General features: G+C 39.0%; 18 protein-coding genes. 15 read left to right on the top strand and 3 right to left on the bottom strand.

The window, feature by feature from the left end; genetic code table 11:
- Positions 1-249: 249 nt before the first annotated feature.
- From thrS to MTF67_RS09390, 10 genes are all read left to right on the top strand, one after another.
- Complete coding sequence (gene thrS, locus MTF67_RS09435) at positions 250-2,160, top strand: threonine--tRNA ligase (protein ID WP_248519365.1); 1,911 nt, start codon at positions 250-252, stop codon at positions 2,158-2,160.
- A gap of 59 nt (positions 2,161-2,219) precedes the next feature.
- Entirely contained in the window at positions 2,220-2,780 is a 561-nt protein-coding gene (gene infC, locus MTF67_RS09430) for a translation initiation factor IF-3 (protein WP_006794470.1), read from the top strand.
- A 212-nt stretch (positions 2,781-2,992) separates the two neighbouring features.
- Positions 2,993-3,193 carry a 50S ribosomal protein L35 gene (gene rpmI / locus MTF67_RS09425; RefSeq protein WP_002960713.1) on the top strand — a complete coding sequence of 67 codons (201 nt, stop codon included), beginning with the start codon at positions 2,993-2,995 and terminating at the stop codon, positions 3,191-3,193.
- Positions 3,194-3,208: 15 nt separating this feature from the next.
- Positions 3,209-3,568, top strand: coding sequence for a 50S ribosomal protein L20 (gene rplT / locus MTF67_RS09420; RefSeq protein ID WP_002960711.1), 360 nt, complete (start codon positions 3,209-3,211; stop codon positions 3,566-3,568).
- A 298-nt stretch (positions 3,569-3,866) separates the two neighbouring features.
- Positions 3,867-5,684 (top strand): M14 family metallopeptidase, encoded by a 1,818-nt coding sequence (locus MTF67_RS09415; protein ID WP_248519364.1) that lies wholly within the window; start codon positions 3,867-3,869, stop codon positions 5,682-5,684.
- Between the two features lie 2 nt (positions 5,685-5,686).
- Positions 5,687-6,328, top strand: a complete 642-nt coding sequence (locus MTF67_RS09410; protein WP_039036905.1) for an MBL fold metallo-hydrolase — start codon at positions 5,687-5,689, stop codon at positions 6,326-6,328.
- Positions 6,329-6,443: 115 nt separating this feature from the next.
- Positions 6,444-6,902 carry an Lrp/AsnC family transcriptional regulator gene (locus MTF67_RS09405; protein ID WP_002960703.1) on the top strand — a complete coding sequence of 153 codons (459 nt, stop codon included), beginning with the start codon at positions 6,444-6,446 and terminating at the stop codon, positions 6,900-6,902.
- Positions 6,903-7,015: 113 nt separating this feature from the next.
- Positions 7,016-8,572 carry a SulP family inorganic anion transporter gene (locus MTF67_RS09400; protein WP_248519363.1) on the top strand — a complete coding sequence of 519 codons (1,557 nt, stop codon included), beginning with the start codon at positions 7,016-7,018 and terminating at the stop codon, positions 8,570-8,572.
- Between the two features lie 244 nt (positions 8,573-8,816).
- A complete protein-coding gene (locus tag MTF67_RS09395; protein ID WP_006794466.1) occupies positions 8,817-9,890 on the top strand; it encodes a histidine kinase in 1,074 nt (357 codons plus the stop codon).
- Complete coding sequence (locus MTF67_RS09390; protein WP_006794465.1) at positions 9,887-10,711, top strand: LytTR family DNA-binding domain-containing protein; 825 nt, start codon at positions 9,887-9,889, stop codon at positions 10,709-10,711. Before MTF67_RS09395 ends, MTF67_RS09390 begins: the two co-directional genes overlap by 4 nt.
- 57 nt (positions 10,712-10,768) lie before the next feature.
- Here MTF67_RS09390 and pyk read toward each other — a convergent pair whose 3' ends face one another.
- Entirely contained in the window at positions 10,769-12,205 is a 1,437-nt protein-coding gene (gene pyk, locus MTF67_RS09385; RefSeq protein ID WP_039036906.1) for a pyruvate kinase, read from the bottom strand.
- A gap of 378 nt (positions 12,206-12,583) precedes the next feature.
- Between pyk and gndA the strand changes: the two genes are divergently transcribed.
- Positions 12,584-13,957: an NADP-dependent phosphogluconate dehydrogenase gene (gene gndA / locus MTF67_RS09380; RefSeq protein WP_248519362.1), complete on the top strand. Its 1,374-nt coding sequence runs from the start codon at positions 12,584-12,586 to the stop codon at positions 13,955-13,957.
- 65 nt (positions 13,958-14,022) lie between these two features.
- Here the strand turns inward: gndA and ansA are convergent, their stop codons facing one another.
- Both ansA and sppA read right to left on the bottom strand, forming a co-directional pair.
- Positions 14,023-15,033, bottom strand: coding sequence for an asparaginase (gene ansA / locus MTF67_RS09375; RefSeq protein WP_248519361.1), 1,011 nt, complete (start codon positions 15,031-15,033; stop codon positions 14,023-14,025).
- Between the two features lie 81 nt (positions 15,034-15,114).
- Complete coding sequence (sppA, locus tag MTF67_RS09370; protein WP_248519360.1) at positions 15,115-16,980, bottom strand: signal peptide peptidase SppA; 1,866 nt, start codon at positions 16,978-16,980, stop codon at positions 15,115-15,117.
- A gap of 288 nt (positions 16,981-17,268) precedes the next feature.
- Here sppA and MTF67_RS09365 point away from each other — a divergent pair, with 288 nt between their 5' ends.
- From MTF67_RS09365 to MTF67_RS09350, 4 genes are all read left to right on the top strand, one after another.
- Positions 17,269-19,230, top strand: coding sequence for an NADPH-dependent 2,4-dienoyl-CoA reductase (locus MTF67_RS09365; RefSeq protein ID WP_248519359.1), 1,962 nt, complete (start codon positions 17,269-17,271; stop codon positions 19,228-19,230).
- Between the two features lie 89 nt (positions 19,231-19,319).
- Positions 19,320-20,003, top strand: a complete 684-nt coding sequence (locus MTF67_RS09360; protein ID WP_248519358.1) for a DoxX family protein — start codon at positions 19,320-19,322, stop codon at positions 20,001-20,003.
- 117 nt (positions 20,004-20,120) lie between these two features.
- Entirely contained in the window at positions 20,121-20,669 is a 549-nt protein-coding gene (locus tag MTF67_RS09355) for an NAD(P)H nitroreductase (RefSeq protein WP_248519357.1), read from the top strand.
- Between the two features lie 206 nt (positions 20,670-20,875).
- The gene (locus MTF67_RS09350) at positions 20,876-21,253 is read left to right on the top strand and encodes a hypothetical protein (RefSeq protein ID WP_006794457.1); all 378 of its coding nucleotides are present in this window, start codon (positions 20,876-20,878) and stop codon (positions 21,251-21,253) included.
- Positions 21,254-21,453 lie beyond the last annotated feature (200 nt).

Raw genomic sequence — 21,453 nt, 5'->3', positions numbered from 1 at the left:
TCGTTTTTATTTATATTTACAAACTTACGCAAAATAACATTGATTACAGCGCCTTTAAACTTGTAATTGTTTCTCGCTCACGCGACAATATATTTTTGTAGTTGAGCAGACTCAGCATCTACATCAGCCTGTTAGGCGAAAAATAGTCAATGCTTATTCGTAAGAGTGTTGTCGAGTCATTCTCATTTAATTTTATTTAAAGTACACGTGATACATTGTAGGTGTCACCACTGTATGTAAGGATTTATAATGCCAGTTATTACCCTTCCTGACGGCAGTCAGCGTAGTTTTGAAAACCCTGTAAGTACCCTTGATGTTGCAAATGATATTGGCCCTGGTCTTGCTAAAGCAACCATCGCCGGTCGTGTTAATGGCGACCGTGTTGACGCGTGTGAGCTAATTAATGATGATGCACGCCTTGAGATCATCACAGCAAAAGATGAAGACGGACTTGAGATTATTCGTCACTCGTGTGCTCACTTAATAGGTCATGCGGTTAAGCAACTTTTCCCCGAAGCAAAAATGGCAATTGGCCCAACTATTGATAACGGCTTTTACTACGATATCGATTTAGATCATTCTTTGTCACAAGATGACTTAGATGCCATTGAAAAGCGTATGTTGCAACTTGCAAAAACAAACTACGACGTAGTGAAAAAAACAGTAAGCTGGCAAGAAGCTCGCGATACGTTTGAAGCGCGTGGCGAAACATACAAAATGGAAATTTTGGACGAAAACATTGCAAAAGATGATCGCCCAGGATTATACCACCACGAAGAATACGTAGACATGTGTCGTGGTCCTCATGTACCTAACATGAAATTCTGCCAAAACTTCAAAATAATGAAAGTAGCAGGTGCGTACTGGCGTGGTGACTCTGAAAACAAAATGCTACAGCGTATTTACGGCACAGCGTGGGGTGATAAAAAGCAACTTAAAGCGTACCTTAAACGCTTAGAAGAAGCTGAAAAGCGTGACCATCGCCGTATTGGTAAGGCTCTAGACCTATGGCACTGGCAAGAAGAAGCGCCAGGTATGGTATTTTGGCATAACGATGGTTGGAGCATTTACCGCGAGCTTGAAGAATTTGTCCGTGAAAAACTGCGTGAGTACAGCTACGAAGAAGTTAAAGGTCCAATGATGATGGACCGATCTTTGTGGGAAAAATCTGGTCACTGGGAAAAATACTCAGACGCCATGTTTACCACAGAGTCTGAAAAACGTGAATACGCTATAAAACCAATGAACTGCCCGGGTCACGTGCAAATTTTTAACCAAGGTTTAAAATCGTACCGTGATTTACCACTGCGTATGGCCGAGTTTGGTTGTTGTCACCGTAACGAACCATCAGGCGCTTTACACGGCTTAATGCGTGTACGTGGCTTTACACAAGATGATGCTCACGTGTTCTGTACAGAAGAGCAAGTAATGGACGAAGTTTCAGCGTGTATTAAGATGGTTTATGATACCTATGAGACATTCGGTTTTGACAAAATTGTAGTTAAGCTTTCTACGCGTCCTGAAAAACGTATTGGTGACGATGAAATTTGGGACAAAGCAGAGGTTGCATTAGCTGATGCACTTAAGGCAAACGACATTGAATTTGATTACCTACCAGGTGAAGGTGCCTTTTACGGACCTAAAATTGAATTTACTTTGTACGATTGTTTAGACAGAGCGTGGCAATGTGGTACAGTGCAACTAGATTTTGCACTTCCGGGTCGTTTAGGCGCTACTTATGTAGCAGAAAACAACGAACGACGCACTCCAGTTATGATACACCGTGCTATTTTAGGCTCAATTGAGCGCTTTATCGGTATTTTAACTGAAGAATACGCTGGTTTATTCCCAACGTGGCTTGCTCCAAAGCAAGTGGTAATTATGAATATTACCGATAAACAAGCAGATTACGTGCACGAAATTGTACAAAAATTAAATAAACTTGGAATTAGAGCCGCTGCTGACTTGAGAAATGAGAAGATTGGCTTTAAAATCCGTGAGCATACATTAAAGCGTATACCTTACTTACTGGTTGTTGGCGACAAAGAAGTTGAACAACAAGAATTAGCGGTTCGTACGCGAACAGGTGAAGACCTGGGTAAATTTAATGTCGATGACTTTGTAGCTAAAATAAGCGAAGAGATTAAAAATCGACAGTAAAAATCGAGCGTGTAGGGCTGTAACTAAAAGTCATCTACACGCTTATATTATTGATATTCTTGGAGGAACGTACCATTAGAGGCGGCAAGAAAGGGCAACAAACAGCTCAAAAAAATCGTATTAACGAAGAAATTACAGCTCAAGAAGTTCGTTTAATCGACATCGACGGCGAACAAGCTGGCATTCAGTCATTAAAAGACGCACAAGCTATGGCTGATGCAGCGGGTGTTGATCTTGTAGAGATTAGCCCAAACGCTGAGCCGCCTGTTTGTAAGGTTATGGACTACGGTAAGTTCATCTTTGAAAAAAGCAAAGAACTGAAAGAGCAGAAGAAGAAGCAAAAGCAAATCCAGATTAAAGAAATCAAATTCCGTCCTGGTACGGATGAAGGTGATTATCAGGTTAAGCTTCGCAACTTACGTAAGTTCTTAGAAGCTGGCGATAAAGCTAAAATTACCATCCGCTTCCGTGGCCGTGAAATGGCTCACCAAGAAATTGGCATCGAACTATTAAACCGCGTTAAAGGCGATTTAGAAGATTTAGCAGTCGTTGAGTCTTTCCCAAATCGCGTTGAAGGCCGTCAAATGGTTATGATGATGGCACCTATTGCTAAAAAGTAATTTTTAAGTAATAATGCGCACCGAATTTAGCTCAGGTCTGCAAGCAATATGCAAATATTCACCTGAGTTAACCGGTTTTAAAGTAAAGTTGCAGCATTTTATGCTGGGCTTTCACCGGAACATGGCAGTAAGTTAGGCCTAAAAGTGGAGCTATAGAAATATACCTCACGCCTGCTTACTAATTTAAAGGCAATACAATTGGAGTTATTGCAATGGCTTATAAGCTAAAAAGTCACAGTGGCGCTGCTAAGCGTTTCAAAAAGACTGCTTCTGGCGGTTTCAAGCGTAAACAAGCGCATCTTCGTCATATTCTGACTAAGAAAACTTCTAAGCGTAAGTTACACCTACGTCCTAAGATGATGGTTCATAAAAATGACCATGGTCTAGTTTCACGTATGTTACCGTTCGCTTAATAGGGGTTTTTAGAAATGGCAAGAGTTAAACGCGGCGTTGTCGCACGTGCACGTCACAAAAAAGTTTTAAAACAAGCAAAAGGTTACTACGGAGCACGTTCACGTGTTTACCGCGTAGCTTTCCAGGCTGTTACTAAAGCGGGTCAATACGCTTACCGTGACCGTCGTGCGAAGAAACGTACTTTCCGTCAATTATGGATTGCACGTATCAATGCTGCTTCACGTCAAAATGGTTTGTCTTACAGCCGTTTTATCAATGGTCTTAAAAAGACTTCTGTAGAAATCGATCGTAAGATCCTTGCAGATATCGCTGTTTACGACCAAGTTGCATTCGCAGCGCTTGTAGAAAAAGCTAAAGAAGGCCTAGCCGCTTAAGCTTTTTTATAAGAACTGAAAAGGAGCCCATTGGCTCCTTTTTTTGTGCCTAAAATTTGCTATGAAAACCCCACCACATAAAAGCTATTCTAAGTTCCCGAGTAAAATAAGCCGTTATTAATTTAAAGACCCAGCTGTATTTAATTGGATGCTAATTGTGCTGAAATACTAATAAAGCACTTTTGATCCATTATTAACTTACCTTAGGCTGTGTTTTTTGTTGAACTACCGCAGTTTTTTCGTAACGATCAGTTAAGTTGTTATAATTTGGCCATTAAAGCGTTTTTTTGAGAATAATATGTTAGCCAGCTTACTCTTTTTATCTGCAAGTATGACTTACGACAGCCATTTACCACCTTTGCTACCTTGGCAAGGACAAAGCTTATCGCTGATACAACAGGCAGGTCCTCTGACAACGGATTTTGAACTTTCAGATGGTTATATATCTCCTGACTACAACAACACAATGGCTTTTGTAGAGCGTTTAGTTGCTGCAAACCCAACTCAATTCAAATCGCAAATAATTGGTTATAGTAATAGTAAGCGCGCTATTAAAATGGTTGTAGCGAGTGAGCAAGGTTTTTTTGATGCAGATCAGCTTGCTAATAGCACCAAGCCTACAGTGCTTGTTCAAGCGGGAATTCATGCTGGCGAGATTGACGGTAAAGACGCCATGTTTATGTTGTTACGCGATATAGCGACAGGCAAACGCAGGGATATTTTAAAGAAAGTAAATATTTTGTTTATCCCAATTTTAAACGTTGACGGACATGAAAGAAGCGGCCACTTCAACCGTATTAATCAACGCGGCCCAAGTAAAATGGGTTTTAGAACTAATGCAAATAATTTAAATTTAAACCGTGACTTTACAAAACTTGATACACCCGAAGTTAAAAGTGTTTTGAAGGTTATTAATGACTATAACCCAAATCTGTATGTTGATGTGCACGTTACTGACGGTGCAGATTATCAATACGATGTCACCTATGGGTATAACCCGGTTTTTGCGAGCGAATCACCTGCTATATCAGCTGCACTAGACCAATACTTCAAACCTGTAATAGATGAAAAGTTAGCATCGCAAGGCCATATACCTGGACCACTTGTATTTGTTATGAACAAGCGAAACTTTAAAGAAGGGCTTGCAGGTTGGGTTGCTACACCACGGTTTTCAAATGGTTGGGGCGACTTAAAGTCTTTACCTACAATTTTAGTCGAAAACCATTCCCTGAAACCCTATAAGCAACGTGTATTAGGAACTTATGTATTTATTGATGGTGCAATTGATGCCTTATCAAATCACAGCCATGAACTAGCTAATGCAGTAAAAAAAGAACAGGCATTTGTGCCAAAAGAGCTTATTGTTCAACGAGGGTATAGTAAAACTCCTGTTGAAATTGAATTCAAAGGTATTCGTTATACCTCAAAAATGAGTACGTTATCAGGTCAAACAGAAGTTCAATATATTGGCGAGAAAGAATCATATACAAACCTCCCTGTATATTGGCAAAAAGACGTACAAAAGCGTGTTGAAGTGCCTAAGGCATTTTTTATACCACCTGTTTACACGGATTTAATTGAGAAGTTATCGCTTCATGGTGTGTCTGTGAACAAATTAGTTGGTGAAAATACACAACCACTAAAACAGGCCAAAATAGATAAGTACTCTTTTGCTAAGTCACCGTTTGAAGGACGATTTAGAGTAACGGCTAGTTTTGATTATAAGCCTGCTATTAATGTAAATTTAGACGGTTGGTTTGAAGTTACAACTCAACAAAAGGCAGGAGAATTAGCTGTCCATTTGCTGCACCCAGAGGCACCGGATTCATTTTTTGCATGGGGTGAGTTTAATACTGTTTTTCAACGAACAGAATACATGGAAAACTACGCGCTAATCCCGTTTGCCCGTCAAATGCTAAAAGATAATCCAAAACTTGCATTAGCATTTGATAAAAAGCTAAAAAATGATAAGTCATTCGCTAATGATGCTAATGCTCGCTTAAACTGGTTGTATGAGCATAGCCCGTTTTATGACCAAGCTTATTTAAAGTATCCAATACTTATGTCGTTTGAAGAAGAAATAGCAATACCAGAACAAAAAGATAAAGAAATATAGCGATGAAAATTATAACAATACCAGTGACACCTTTTGCACAAAATTGCAGAATAATAGCTTGCGAAAGTACTCAAGAAGCAATCGTTGTTGACCCCGGTGGTGACAGCGATAAGATAATAGCTACTTTAACGAGTAATAGTTTAACCTTAAAAGCTGTTTGGTTAACCCATGGGCACTTAGACCATGTTGGTGCAGCTGACGTGCTTCGTAGGCAGTTTGATATTAAAATTATTGGCCCGCACAAGGATGAACGTTTTTGGTTTGATAATTTACCAATGCAAGCTCAAATGTTTGGTTTTCCTCCTATTGATCCTTTTTACCCAGATGAGTGGCTATCGCATGGTGACACTTTGAGCCTAGGTAAATTAAAATTCGATGTAATGCATTGCCCAGGTCATACGCCAGGACATATTGTATTTTATGAACAAGATAATAAATGCGTAATTGTTGGTGACGTTATATTTAAAGGCTCTGTGGGTCGAACCGACTTTCCACAAGGCAATAGTCAACAACTTATAGAATCTATTAAGGCTAATATATTAACCTTGCCGGCGCAGACCGCGATTTTGTCGGGGCATGGCAGTGAAACAACAGTAGAGCATGAAATTAAAACTAACCCTTTTGTGAGTGGGCAGTACGGATAGTGAATTAAAAGTATTAATTATGAGTAATTTATACATAGAAAAACTAAAAATAAGCAGATTGTTTTTAAAAATGGTTGTATAATTTAACCAGTTTATTTGATAAATAAGAAATAAAATGTCTCTAAATCACGTAGATCGCCAAATTTTGGCACTTTTGCAACAAGACGCAAGTCTATCAACTGCTGAAATAGCAGATAAAGTCGGCTTATCTCAATCACCTTGTTGGCGTCGAATTGCTAAACTTGAGCAAGACGGCTATATAAAAAGCAAAGTGGCATTGTTAGATGAAAAGAAACTAGGCTTTGATATGCTGGTATACGCACATGTGCGTTTATCTAACCATGGAAAAAAAAATCTGGCTGAGTTTGAAAAACTAATCATGAGTTATGATGAAGTAACTGAGTGTTATACAATGGCTGGTACCATGGATTTTATGTTACGTATAATCTCGCAAGGTATAGAGGGTTACGAACATTTTGTTAGAGATAACTTATTAAGTTTAGAATATGTACAGGAAGTGCATTCAAACGTAACAATGACATGTGTAAAACGAAGCACTTCTCTTCCTTTGTAAACGAATAACTTTTTAGAGCTATTTAGTTTAAAAGACAATGTAATTGTTAAATGAGCGCTAATTTGCTAGAATTTAGCGCTTTTTTTATACCCAAAACACACCTGAGGATCTCAATGTTTAACTTACTCAGTAGGGCGCCAAGCTCTGCTAAAAACGATATTCTATCTGGTTTAACTGTGGCGTTAGCCTTAGTGCCAGAAGCTGTTGCGTTTGCCTTTGTTGCAAATGTAGAACCTTTAGTTGGTCTATATGCCGCGTTTATCGTAGGTTTAATCACGGCTATATTTGGCGGTCGCCCTGGTATGATTTCAGGTGCTACCGGTGCATTAGCAGTTGTTATGGTAAGTTTAGTACTTGATCATGGTGTTGAGTATCTCTTTGCAACCGTGCTGTTGATGGGTATTTTGCAAATACTCGCGGGAATATTCAAGCTCGGTAAGTTTATTCGTATGGTACCGCATCCTGTAATGCTAGGGTTTGTAAACGGCTTAGCTATTGTTATATTTTTAGCCCAGTTAGGTCAGTTTAAAGTACCAGACGGTATGGGCGGTCAGCAATGGATGACGGGTGAACCATTGTTTATTATGCTAGGGCTGGTTGCGCTAACTATGGGAATTATTCATTTCCTTCCTAAGTTAACAACGGCTATTCCTTCGTCTTTGGTTGCGATTGTAACGGTGACTGGCTTAGTGATTGGTTTAGACCTTGAAGCACACACCGTATTAGATTTTTTAAAAGGGATGACAGGTGACGAAGCGGCAACAATCGCAGGTGGGTTGCCAGAGTTTCATATTCCTATGGTGCCATTTAATTTAGATACGCTGCAAATTATCTTCCCTTATGCACTGATACTTGCTGCTATCGGCCTGATAGAGTCATTATTAACGCTTAGCTTAATTGATGAAATTACTGAAACGCGTGGTCACAGTAACAAAGAGTGTATTGGCCAAGGCGCTGCAAATATAACGTGTGGCTTTTTTGGTGCAATGGGTGGTTGTGCAATGATTGGCCAATCAATGATTAATATTAATTCTGGCGGTCGTTCACGTTTATCAGGTATCAGTGCAGCATTAATGTTGCTCGCATTTATCATTTTTGCCTCAAGTTTAATTGAAATGATCCCACTTGCCGCACTTGTTGGGGTTATGTTTATGGTTGTGCTTGGTACATTTGAATGGGCAAGTTTTAAAATGATGAAGCGCGTTCCATTGTCAGATGCCTTTGTAATCGTGTTGGTTTCAGGTGTAACGGTGATTACCGATTTAGCGATTGCAGTGTGTGTAGGTGTCATCGTGTCTGCACTTGTTTTTGCATGGCAACATGCTAAGCATATTTACACAACTAACTACATTGATGAAGAAGGCTCAAAAATATATGAGTTACATGGGCCATTATTTTTTGGTTCAGTTAAAAACTTTTCTGAATTATTTGATGTTAAAAATGACCCAGAGAACGTTATTGTAGAGTTTAAACATAGCCGTGTATCAGATCACAGTGCAATAGAGGCTATTGACGCATTAGCTGATAAATATACTAAAGCAGGTAAACAGCTTCATTTGCGTCATTTAAGTAAAGACTGTACTCAGTTACTGCACAAAGCGCGTGATTTAGTTGAGGTCAATGTAATAGAAGATCCTACTTATAAAGTTGCGTCAGATAAACTTGCTTAAACAATAATTATCAACGTGTTAATGAAAGCGAAAGGGTAATACCTTTCGCTTTTTTATTGCGCGTAAGTTAAGTTTGCGTTGATTGTATTAAAAACTAAGATAGGCGGTAGTGCTAAACAGCCTCGTAAATCTATATAATAGGTGATGATATGAATTAGTTTATTTATAAAATTAATTAGTTATTAATAAATACAAGCTAAGAATAGATTTTAAAGTAGTTACTATTTTGGAGACAGTGTAAATTTTGAATTGGCAATCTTTAATTGATAACCGTCAGCGCTTTTTTTGGCTTTTGCAGATTGCGGGCTGGATAGGGTATGCGCTTGTCAATTACATTGGTTCTAAAGTATTTGAAATGCGTGATATTTACGTATTCGTTATATTATTAAATGCTTATGCTGGCTGTCTTATGACAGTACCTCTTCGCTATATTTACCGTACAGTTTGGAATGCTTCACCTATAGTGCTGATGTTAGTGGTGTTCGGTGCATCTTATGTAACGGGTACATTATGGGCTGTTGTACAAAAATTTAATCTATGGGAAATATATCGCCATGGTTACAGGCCAGAAGAGTGGTTTTATTACCTGCAACAAGGATTGGATTCTGTTTACATTATTTTGTGTTGGAGTGGTTTGTACTTTGGCGTTAAATATTATCAGCTATTGCAAAGTGAACGTCAAAAAGCATTAAAAGCCACTACAATGGCCCACGAAGCCCAATTAAAAATGCTTAGGTATCAGCTTAACCCGCATTTTTTATTCAATACGCTAAATGCAATTTCAACATTAGTTTTGGTAAAAGAAAATAAAGATGCTAACTTAATGGTCTCTAAATTGAGTGACTTTTTAAGATACACATTAAATACCGATCCCATAAAAAAAGTACCACTTGAGCAAGAGTTACATGCATTAAAGCTATACCTTGATATTGAGAGAGTACGTTTTGATGAACGTTTAAAGGTAAACATAGACGTAAGTGAACAAGCAAAACAAGCGCTTGTGCCTAGTCTTATATTGCAACCTATTATTGAGAACGCAATTAAATATGCGATTGCCCACTTATCTGAAGGTGGTGTAATTGATATCAAAGCCCAAGTGTTTGCTAACGAATTACTCCTAGAAGTGGGAGATAACGGGCCTGGTACAGAATTAGAAAATGGCAAGCTTGTTAACGCACAAGGTGTTGGCATTGCAAATACCAAAGATAGATTAAAAACGCTCTACGAAAATAATTATTCGTTTGTATTATCACATAATACGCCAAGTGGATTAAAAGTTAATCTGCGAGTGCCGTTTGAGAAGGCTGTGAAGAAATGATGAAAATCAGAACGCTTATTGTTGATGATGAACCATTAGCGCGCAAAGGTTTAGATGTAAGACTTTCAGAATTTGATGATATTGAAGTTATTAAATTATGCAGTTCAGGTGCAGATGCAATACAGACGTGTAAAAACGAAAAAATAGATTTAGTATTTTTAGATATTCAAATGCCAGGCATGAATGGTTTTGAAGTTGCTCGCGCGTTAAGTGAAAGCACTAAAGTACTACCTGCAATCGTGTTTGTTACCGCATTTGATCAATTTGCAGTAAAAGCATTTGAAATTCATGCATTGGATTACATTTTAAAACCCGTTGATGATAACAGACTAAAACAGGCGGTAGAAAAAGTGCATACCTATTTAAAAACGCAACAAGACAACGCCCATAAGAAAAAACTCGCGAGTTTTGTAGCTGGCATTACCGGAAATAACTGTGAAGAAATTCTCAAAAAGCTGGCAACCGGTGATACTTTAGCTGATAAACGTTACCCAGAGTCGTTGGCAGTAAAAGAGCAGGGCGAAATTATTCGTGTTCCAGCAGCAACAATTCAATGGGTTGATGCAGCAGGTGATTATATGTGTTTACATTGCCAAGATGGACAAACACATATATTACGTAAAACAATGAAAGAACTTGAGCAAGAGCTCGACCCTCATTTATTTGTTAGGGTTCATCGCAGCGCAATTGTAAATACAAAACAAATCAGTAAATTAGTAACACAGGTTAGTGGCGAGTATTTACTTGTTTTAGAAAATGGACAAGAGTTAAAAGTAAGCCGAAGTTACCGAGATAAAGTAAAAGCAGCATTAGCGAGCTAAAATTATAGTTAGAAATAAAAAATGCGAGCTAAGCTCGCATTTTTTTTAAAGCGTTAATTACTCAACAGTAACAATTTTCATTGTATTTGTTGCGCCAACCGTTTCCATTGAATCACCATGCGTTAAAATCACAGTATCACCAGACGCTAATGATCCTTGGGCAACAAGCGTATCTAAAGCTGCTTTAACCATTGCATCTTTTTCTGTTTGTGTTGAATCAAAAAACACAGGGTAAACACCACGATAAAGTGCGGTTTGACCAAGCGTACTAGCATGACGAGATAGTGAGTAGATTGGTAAACCCGAACTAATACGTGACATTAGTTTTGCTGTGCTACCTGATTCAGTAAGCGTTACAATAGCTTTAACAGAGTCTAAATGGTTTGCTGCATACATAGCTGATAAAGCAATTGATTCTGCATTATTAGAAAAACGGCTATCTAAACGGTGCTTAGATACGTGTGTTTCTTTTTGTGACTCAGCACCTAAACAAACTCGCGCCATAGTCGCTACAGTTTCTTCAGGGTAATCACCCGCTGCGGTTTCTGCAGAAAGCATTACAGCGTCGGTACCATCAAGCACTGCGTTTGCAACATCCATTACTTCAGCACGTGTTGGCATTGGGTTATCGATCATCGATTCCATCATTTGCGTTGCTGTAACAACAGTACGGTTCAATGAACGAGCACGACGAATAATAAGCTTTTGCTTGCCCATTAACGCAGCATCGCCAATTTCTACACCTAAGTCACCACGCGCAACCATAACAGCATCTGAAGCAAGTACAATGTCGTCAATCGCTTCTTGCGTTTCTACAGCTTCAGCACGTTCAATTTTTGCAAGAAGTTGCGCTTTAGAGCCAGCTGCTTCAGCTAAAGAACGAACGTAACGCATATCATCACCACTACGTGGGAAAGATACCGCAATATAATCTACATCGATTTCTGCTGCTGTGATTAAATCTTCTTTGTCTTTATCAGTAAACGCAGGGGCAGTTAATCCACCGCCCAAACGGTTAATCCCTTTATTATTTGATAAAACACCTCCCACTGTAACGGTACAGTGAACTAGATGATCAACTACTTTATCAACTGTAAGTTGAATTAAACCATCATTTAAAAGAAGTAAATCGTTAGGAGATACGTCTTGTGGAAGCTCTTTATAATCGATACCTACAGCGCTTACATCGCCTTGCCCTTTTTCCATTTTTGCATCAAGAATAAACTTAGCACCCACTTCTAGGGTTACTTTGCCTTCTTTGAACGTTGATACACGGATTTTAGGACCCTGAAGGTCGGCAAGGATAGCAATATGTTTGTTCAATCGTTTTGCAATATCACGAACTGCTTGTGCACGGTCTTTATGATCTTGAGCCACACCGTGTGAGAAGTTTAAACGTACTACGTTTGCGCCTGCGCGAATAATTTTTTCTAAGTTGTTATCTCTATCGGTAGCGGGCCCAAGGGTAGCGACTATTTTTGTGCGTCTTAGCATCAATTTCTCCTGTGTGCTTGGTGAAAGCAGGTTGACGGTTATTTTGTTTACGATAGATATAGCTTTATAAAGCTATATCTTTAGTTGTAGGCAAAGCTAAAAGAATTGCCACTATTTTATACAAAACTATTGTGTCATCATTATGACACCGGTGTCAAAATGCGTCAATGATCATAATTTTAATTTGCTTTGCTTTTAGTCACCCTTTGCTCGATGATATTTGATATAATTGCGAGGCTTTTATACCTGTAGTGAAATATTACTTTGTATAGGCTCATTGTTAGTATTTTATTACTGTATACGTATAAAGCATGCGGTATTATTGAATGAATACATTGAATTTTCTAACCAAATAGTTGTTACCGAGGAGGACACTAAATGCAAGTTGCATTAGTCGGGTTAGGCGTTATGGGGAAAAATCTTGCCCTAAATTTGATAGATAAGGGGATAACGCTTGTTGCTTATGACAAAAACCCACATGCGGGTGAAGAGTTAATAAGTTGTGCTAAATCTCAAGGCATGGCTGACAAACTTCACATTGTTTCTGATTTAGGAGACATGGTAAGGCGTTTAGAAGCACCTCGTTCTATTTTATTACTTGTTCCTGCGGGTGAGTTAGTAGATACCGTTTGTAATGAACTGGTAAACGCAGGCGTAGAGTGTGATGATATTATAGTTGATTGTGGTAACAGTAATTATAAAGATGGTATTACGCGTAAACTTAAATACCAAAATAAATTTGAGTTTGCCACCATGGGTATTTCAGGTGGTGCAGAAGGTGCCCGCCATGGCCCAGCAATGATGGCAAGTGGGTCAGAAGGTGGCTGGGAACGTATTGAACCATGGTTTGAAAAAGTAGCTGCAAGTTACAATGGTAGCTCTTGTTTTGCACGTGTTGGCCAATCGGCAAGTGGACACTTTGTTAAAATGGTTCACAACGGCATTGAATATGCACTTATGCAACTCATTGCAGAAATGTATCAATTACTACGCTCAGGAACTAACCGTTCTCCAAAAGAAGTAGCTGCAATATTTGATGAGTGGTCACAAGGGCAGTTAAATAGTTACTTACTTTCTATCTCTAGCCACATATTAACCCTTGAAAATGATAAAAATGAGCCACTAGTCGACCTTATTGATAATAAAGTTGGCGCTAAAGGTACAGGTTTGTGGACTGCACAAAACGCGCTAGAGTTAGGAATTGCAGTACCATCACTTGTCGCTGCTGTTCAAGCCAGACACCTAACCAATGCCTGCGATACAACCGCTGCACAAGAAATGACGTACGCTTCAAAATCAACCAATATCGTTGATATTGATCTCGAAGAGCTTAAAGATGCATTTACACTTGCTAGTTTACTTGCGTATCGCCAAGGTTTAGCACTAATTAAAGGCGCATCTCGTACACACCAGTGGAAAGTTGATTTGTCGAAAACATTACAAACTTGGCGTGCAGGTTGTATTATTCGAGCTGACTACCTAGATAGCGTGGCGCAAGGAGTCGAATTTATAGATTCACTCGATAAAGAGGCGAATGCACTACGTAAGATAACAGGACAAGCTGTTATGTCTGGTTTGGCGTTTCCTGTATTAAGCTCTACACAAACTTACTTAGCAACGTTAACAACACCAAGTAATGGGCACCTAGTTCAAGCCCAGCGTGATTATTTTGGTGAGCATGGCATTAAAACCCATAGTGGTGAAACCTGCCATTTGACTGACCTAGTTGAGATTGACGCTAAAGTTCGTTAATTGTTTATTAGACAAAAAGGCACGCTTATAGCGTGCCTTTTTTGATTCTACAGATGCGTAACCCTTTATCTTGTTAATTCACCACGCATATTATCTTGCATTAAGTGGCGAATAGTCTCGATTTCTAGATTCTGGCTGAATAGGCAATGAAGTTTGGTTAGGCAGGCTTCTAAAGTCATATCATACCCACTAATAACGCCAATATTTAATAATGCGTTGCCGGTTGCGTAACCGCCCATATTGACTTGGCCTTTTAGGCATTGTGTTAAATTAACAATAATCATTCCTTTATTACTTGCTTCACTTAAAACAGATAAAAACTTATCGTCTTGAGGTGCATTACCCACGCCAAAGCTTAATAACACTAAAGCCTTAATGTTATCGTTTACAAGGCTCTTCACAACCTCGGTACTTATTCCTGGGTATAAATAAAGTACGCCAATTGGCTGTGGCGTTATTGTGGTTACTTGAAGTTCGTTTTCAACATAAGGACTTAGTTGGCCTTTAATAAGTTGAATATTAATGCCTGATAATGCAAGAGGCTCTAAATTTGGTGAAGCAAAGGCATCAAAACCATCTGCATGTGCTTTAGTAGCTCTATTACCTCTAAATAACTGGTTATTAAAAAACAGACTCACTTCTGCAATTGGGTAATTAGCAGCTAAGTACATCGCATTTAACAAATTAACCTGTCCATCAGATCGTAGTTGAGAAAGTGGAATTTGCGATCCGGTAACAATAACGGGTTTAGTTAAATTATCAAACATGAATGAAAGTGCGGATGCAGTATAGGCCATGGTGTCTGTACCATGGAGTACAACAAAGCCGTCGTATTGCTGATATTTGCTTTTTATATCATCTGCAATAAGCTGCCAGTGCGCAGGGGACATGTCAGATGAATCAATAAGTGGACAGTATTCGTGAATATCAAATAAGGGCATTTCATCACGATTAAATTCGGCATTGTTCATAACCGTTTCGGCTAAGAAACCTTCTGCGGGAATGTAACCCCGACTTGATTTTTTCATTCCTATGGTACCGCCGGTATAAGCGATATAAATGCGTTTACGTTTCATAAAAAAAGCCCAGTAAAAAAACTGGGCTTAGTATAACCTGTCGCTAGTGTAAATAAAGCAACGAGTGTGAATCACGCACCTTTATTGTGCAACTTTACACTCTAAACAACGAGCATACACACCCTGTGGATCGTTATAATCCTTGAGGCTTTCAACTTCACTACTCAGTTGTTGAATGACGCTGTTTAAATTAGCTTGTGTTGCTAAAACAGATGGTGCTTTTGTTTGAAGACCCAACATCGATTTCACTGATGCACTTCCAAAAATGTCTTGTAGCATTTTTTCTTGTGGGCTCAAATCTTGTGTGATTGTTTTAACATCGTAGTTTTCTAACTTAGCAAGGGCGGCTGCAGCATCAATTGCATCTTGCTTATCACCTAGCTTATCAATTAATCCCAGTTCAAGTGCTTGAGAAGCAATCCAAACTCGACCTTGCGCAATTGCATCAACTTCCTCAGGCGTCATGCCTCGAGCCTGAGCTACAACATTCAAAAATCGACCGTAAGCCTCTTCAACACTCATTTGAATAACTTGAGCCATTTTTTCGTTAAGTGGGCGAGTGACAGAAAAACCTGCCATTTCGGTGGTTGCAACACCATCAGAATACACCCCAATTTTTGATAGTGTATTTTCAAATGTCATAAATGTACCAAATACGCCAATCGACCCTGTAATCGTACTTGGTGCAGCCCAAATTTCGTTTGCAGCAGATGCAATCCAGTAACCGCCAGATGCCGCAACAGAACTCATTGATGCGATAACAGGTTTACCGGCTGCTTTTAGAGCTAATACCTCTGCGCGAATAACTTCAGATGCGAACATACTACCGCCACCTGAATCAATACGAAGTACCACTGCTTTTACTTTATCATCAAGTCTTGCTTTACGAAGAAGGGCAGCGGTAGAGTCACCACCAATTTCGCCCGCTCTGCGCTCACCATCTACAATTGTTCCTCTCGCTACAACAACCGCTACTTTCTCAGTAATTGGGTTATCAAAAACGACAGGAGGCTTAACCAGGCTCAGGTATTGACGAAACGATACGTGTTTAAATGTTTTACCATCTTCTTGCGCACCCACTAAATCTATCAATTGTTGGCGTATTTGCTGAGTTGTTTTAAGCGAATCAACCCATTGATTATCGAGTGCATATTTACCAGCATCACCGTTAGCCGCTTGCATTTTTTCTAGGTAAACATCCATAGTTTCATCAAAGTTTGACTCATCGAATGGACGAACAGCAGAAACATCTTGCTTATATTCATTCCAAAGTGCACCTAACCATACACGGTTTGCTTCTTTAGCCGCATCAGACATATCGTTACGGATAAAGGGTTCAACAGCTGATTTAAATGTACCTACTCTAAAAATATGCTGTGTTACTTCTAGCTTTTCTAGTGCGTCTTTAAAATACAGTGGGTACATGCCGTAACCTTCAATAGCAACGCTTCCATACGGATGCATCGCTATTTCGTCAGCATGTGCAGCAATGTAATACTGCGCTTGCGTGTAGTAGTAACCTGTAGCGATTACTTTTTTGCCAGCTTGTTTGAAGCCTTCAATAGCGTTGGTAATTTGTTTAAGTTTATTTAAATGCGCTTTAGGCATTTCTTGTAAATCAAGAAGTAGCACACTAATACGACTATCTTTTGCTGCTTCGTTTATGACTTCAACAACATCATCAAGTAAAATCTCACTTGGTTGGTCGTTACCTGATGTTGCGTCATTTAAAGCCGCCTCAATAGGATCTACATATAACTTTTCTTCAACCAATGGACCATTTAGGTTTAACCTAAGAACAGAGCCTTCCTCTACAATAATTTTATCATCATCGCTTGATATACCTGCAATAAATACAATAACAAGTAGCACAAACAAAAAGTTGATTATTAATCGACGAGAAAAGTTTATTCCAGCCCAAATGCCTTTGAATATTTTTGCTATCAAAATAGCTCCTTAATTTGGTACAGCTAATACATTTGTTTCATCTTATCCTAGAATAAATATAAATTTAACTGCTAAATCGTAACGAAGTGTTTATAAATACGTTCAAGCTACCGAAAACAATGGATTTATTATGCGATACACTCTCGCATTAAATAGTAATTTTGAGATGAGTACGTATTTTAAGCGTGTCTTAAGTATTAATTAAATACATGCAAATATTGCTTATTCGTTATCATTAAAGCAGAATTAGTGAATCTACACAGGTTAGACCAGTTAATGGGGCATGAGATGTTAGAACAACAACTACAATTAAAACACACACAATTACGAAACAGATTAGTTATGGGCTCAATGCATACGGGCCTCGAAGAGGGATGGCATAACAGAAAACGTTTACGTGCATTTTATGAAGCCCGTGCAAAAGGCGGCACAGCCATGCTCATTACCGGTGGCTATAGCCCGAACCTGCGAGGCAAGTTAACGCCAATATCGTCTTCTTTTAACAGTTATTATGATGTTTTGAAGCATCGCGCATACACAGACGCTGTTCATAAACATGGTGGAAAAATTTGTTTGCAGTTACTGCATGCGGGGCGCTATGCTTATCATCCTTTCAATCAGGCACCTAGTGCTATTAAGGCTCCAATTAATCCCTACAAGCCTAAAGAAATGTCACTGAGCTCAATTAAAAAAACGATTAAAGACTTTGCGCACTCTGCTTATATGGCTGAAAAAGCTGGGTATGATGGCGTTGAGGTAATGGGGTCTGAAGGTTATTTGATTAATGAATTCATGGCGCCACACACCAACAAACGCGAAGACGAATTTGGTGGAAGCCTTGAAAACAGAATGCGCCTAGCGCTTGAAATAGTCAAAGCGGTTAGGGCTAAAGTATCTGATAAATTTTTAATTATATTTAGACTGTCAGTTATGGATCTAATCCCTGATGGGTCCACTCCTGATGAAGTGGTTATTCAAGCCACTGAGCTTGAAAAAGCCGGGGTTGACATTTTTAATACGGGTATTGGCTGGCATGAAGCGCGCGTTCCTACGATTGCTAGTATGGTTCCACCAGGAGCCTTTAAAGAAGCGTCTAAGCGCTTAAAAAGTGTTGTTAGCGTTCCAGTCATTGCAGTAAACCGTATTAATACACCTGACATTGCAAATGACATTTTAAATGCAGGTGAAGCCGACCTCATATCAATGGCTAGACCTTTATTAGCTGATCCTGAGTTTTTTAATAAATATCAAAATGATCAAACAAAACAAATTAACATTTGTATTGGCTGTAACCAAGGCTGTTTAGACCATGTATTTAAAAATAAACGTGCAACCTGCTTGGTTAATCCTCAAGCGGCTTTTGAGCTTGATTACCCGCTCGATAAAGCGACAAACTCAAAAAATGTACTTGTTGTGGGCGCTGGCCCTGCTGGCTTATCCGCAAGTTGTTATTTGGCTCAAAAAGGTCATAAGGTCACTTTGATTGACCAAAAAGCGCAAATGGGTGGCCAATTTAATTTAGCCATGCAAATACCTGGCAAAGAAGACTTTAATCATACACTGGCATACTTTATTAATGAGCTAGAACGTTTAGATGTAACGGTTAAACTCGAAACGTCATACAACGAGTCAATGCTGACACAGTACGACGATATTGTATTTGCAACGGGTGTTCGCCCACGTGAGGCGTCAATTAAATGTGGTGATAACAAACGCGTATTTGCATACGATGAAGTAATTCGTGGCGAAGTCGAGTTAGGCAACTCTATTGCTATTTTAGGTGCTGGCGGCATTGGTTTTGATATGGTGGCATTTTTAAGTGAACATAAATCACAAACCATTGATGAGTTTAAAACGCAGTGGGGAATTGAATGTGAACCGAAGCCACACAAAGACGAGCGTCAGTTGTACATGTTAAAAAGAAGCTCTGGCCGATTTGGTAGTGAACTTGGAAAAACAACAGGTTGGATCCATCGTCAAGTAGCTAAGCAGCATGGTGTAAAACAAATTGCAGATTGTCAGTATCAAAGCTTTGATAGCAAGGGTTTAACTATTACAGTTGGTGGTGAAACTCAGGTTTTACCGGTCGACACTGTTATTGCGTGTATTGGTCAAGTTTCAAATGATGAAGTTGTAAAGCCTCATGCTGAAAACGCTAAAGTACACGTTATTGGTGGCGCTAAACTCGCTGCTGCAATTGATGCTAAGCGCGCTATTTTTGAAGCCCTTCAAATAGCGAGAAGTATTTAACCTTTCGACAAGTTGAAATAGTTTGGTAATTCATGCGGTCTTGGTTGTTTATAGTCTATAACTAAATAAACATTAAACACAGGATACGCATGAACACACTGACTCGCTTCTATGTAGCTGCAATAGGTAAACTATCATTTTTAGATGGGTTACCTCCTTTACTTTTTAGATTAATTTTAGCACCTGTGATGATTATCGCGGGTTATAATAAGCTCGCCATCAGCGGCGATGCTACTGGCTTTTTCAATAATTTATTAGCCTCGCCTGATATTGTGCAATGGTTTGGAAATAGTGAATGGGGCTTGGGTTTACCGTTTCCCGACTTACTTGCATTTTTAGCTGGTTGGAGCGAATTTTTGGGAGGTTGGTTTTTATTATTAGGCCTATTGACTCGCCTCGTAAGTATTCCTCTAATGTTTACTATGGTTGTTGCTGCAACATCAGTGCATTGGCACAATGGCTGGTTTGCAATTGCTCCGACTAACCCTGACACGAGTGCAGCTCAGGTACTTGATTGGTTATCTATACCGGGCGCCAAAGAAAGTCTTGAAAACTCCGTTGAAGTACAAGAGCGAATTGGCAAAATACGATCAATAGTCGATGAGCATGGGTTTGTAGATTACCTGTACGAAAAAGGTAAACCTTCAATTTTAAATAATGGGATAGAATTTGCTGCCATTTATTTCGCAATGCTCCTGAGTTTATTTTTCACCGGAGGTGGGCGCTTTGTTAGCGTTGATTATTGGCTCAGAAGAAGTGTCTCTAAAGAGTAAACTTAACGTAAGTTTATATACGCCAGCAAAAATTATTTTTTGCTGGCGTTTTATTTCAATATTTATCAACACAGACTTAAAATGTTACCCTAGCGTTTTAAATATCGAGAAATAATTATGGACGCTATTGAGCTTTTATTAACTCGCCAATCTGACTCAAAACTAACAGAGCCAGGCCCATCAATTGAGCAGCTAAATATTATCAAACAAGCTGCACTTCGTGTCCCCGATCATGGTTGCATAGCGCCATGGCAATTTATTGTTGTTGAAGGGCAAGCGCGTGAAAAGTTAGGTTCGATTTACCACGAGAGTGCAGTGGCAGAGCAACAAGAAGATAAAGTTATAAACCGAGCTAAAGAATTACCGCTTCGTGCTCCAATGATCATCATTGCCATAGCTAAATATCAACAACATCCTAAAGTCCCTCGTATCGAGCAAGTGCAAAGCGCAGGCTGTAGCGTACTTGCAATGCAACAAGCCGCATTTGCACAAGGGTTAGGGGGTGTTTGGCGCACGGGTTATTTTGCACAAAGTAATGCGGTTAAGCTAGCGCTTAATTTAAACGAGTTAGATGAAATTGTGGGGTACTTGTATATAGGTACACCTGCCGTCGATTGTAAAAAGTCACCAAGGCATAAGCCAGAAACTTATTTTACTGATTTATAAATAAGTATGAACTTTTACATACATATAGGGTCACTTATAATTGAGTATAAATTTTAATCACTGATTATTAATGTTAGTGAGAAACTGCAAGAAGGGCATGGATGCTAAATAACTTGATAATTCTTCTGCAGATTGTTTTTTAATCGGTTGTTTTTTGATAATGTATGGAGAGTCTCAAAATAATAACGATAAAGAAGACTTAAATTATGGGAAATTTATTTTTACGTGAAAAAGAAAACTGGCTCGCTTGGTCAATTTGGGGGCTTTTAGGTGCGTTTGTTACGTTATATGTAGCAATGAGTACAAATGCTGCCCCTTTTATTGCCGGTTCAGCCGTCAGTGTATTGGTACTACTTACTTGGTGGATGCAACAATCTAAACGATTTGATTTTGGACGCGCATTTAAAGTGTGTTGTTATGTGCTTATGTTAAGTATTCTGCCTACTTTTATGTTTGTCATTGTGCCAAGTGACGACTTAAACCGTTTTGATTTAATTTTTCAAGGGGTTACTTTTTTCTCATTGAGCTTGTTGGTTTGCTTAGTGTGTTCTTGGATTGCGCGTAGACCTAAACAGTACTACTAGTAACCGCTATTTTTAAAATCTTAAAATGAATAAGTGATAGTTTTTTTACGCTACTAGATTAAATTTTATTTTTTACATTTAAAGCTTTACAAACATCGCGATAACTCATATTATACGCGCCGTACGGAGAGATGGCAGAGTGGTCGAATGCACCGGTCTTGAAAACCGGCATAGGTTTGTAGCCTATCTAGGGTTCAAAT

The sequence above is a fragment of the Pseudoalteromonas sp. 2CM32C genome (genome assembly GCF_023161925.1).
In the GTDB taxonomy this organism is placed as follows: Bacteria; Pseudomonadota; Gammaproteobacteria; order Enterobacterales; family Alteromonadaceae; genus Pseudoalteromonas; species Pseudoalteromonas marina.
This window is presented reverse-complemented; position numbering and strand designations above follow the sequence as displayed.

Coding starts and splice junctions, on each gene's coding strand:
- thrS (WP_248519365.1), top strand. CDS start 250: ATGCCAGTTATTACCCTTCCTGACGGCAGTCAGCGTAGTTTTGAAAAC.
- rpmI (WP_002960713.1), top strand. CDS start 2,993: ATGGCTTATAAGCTAAAAAGTCACAGTGGCGCTGCTAAGCGTTTCAAA.
- rplT (WP_002960711.1), top strand. CDS start 3,209: ATGGCAAGAGTTAAACGCGGCGTTGTCGCACGTGCACGTCACAAAAAA.
- MTF67_RS09415 (WP_248519364.1), top strand. CDS start 3,867: ATGTTAGCCAGCTTACTCTTTTTATCTGCAAGTATGACTTACGACAGC.
- MTF67_RS09410 (WP_039036905.1), top strand. CDS start 5,687: ATGAAAATTATAACAATACCAGTGACACCTTTTGCACAAAATTGCAGA.
- MTF67_RS09405 (WP_002960703.1), top strand. CDS start 6,444: ATGTCTCTAAATCACGTAGATCGCCAAATTTTGGCACTTTTGCAACAA.
- MTF67_RS09400 (WP_248519363.1), top strand. CDS start 7,016: ATGTTTAACTTACTCAGTAGGGCGCCAAGCTCTGCTAAAAACGATATT.
- MTF67_RS09390 (WP_006794465.1), top strand. CDS start 9,887: ATGATGAAAATCAGAACGCTTATTGTTGATGATGAACCATTAGCGCGC.
- pyk (WP_039036906.1), bottom strand. CDS start 12,205: ATGCTAAGACGCACAAAAATAGTCGCTACCCTTGGGCCCGCTACCGAT.
- gndA (WP_248519362.1), top strand. CDS start 12,584: ATGCAAGTTGCATTAGTCGGGTTAGGCGTTATGGGGAAAAATCTTGCC.
- ansA (WP_248519361.1), bottom strand. CDS start 15,033: ATGAAACGTAAACGCATTTATATCGCTTATACCGGCGGTACCATAGGA.
- MTF67_RS09365 (WP_248519359.1), top strand. CDS start 17,269: ATGTTAGAACAACAACTACAATTAAAACACACACAATTACGAAACAGA.
- MTF67_RS09360 (WP_248519358.1), top strand. CDS start 19,320: ATGAACACACTGACTCGCTTCTATGTAGCTGCAATAGGTAAACTATCA.
- MTF67_RS09355 (WP_248519357.1), top strand. CDS start 20,121: ATGGACGCTATTGAGCTTTTATTAACTCGCCAATCTGACTCAAAACTA.
- MTF67_RS09350 (WP_006794457.1), top strand. CDS start 20,876: ATGGGAAATTTATTTTTACGTGAAAAAGAAAACTGGCTCGCTTGGTCA.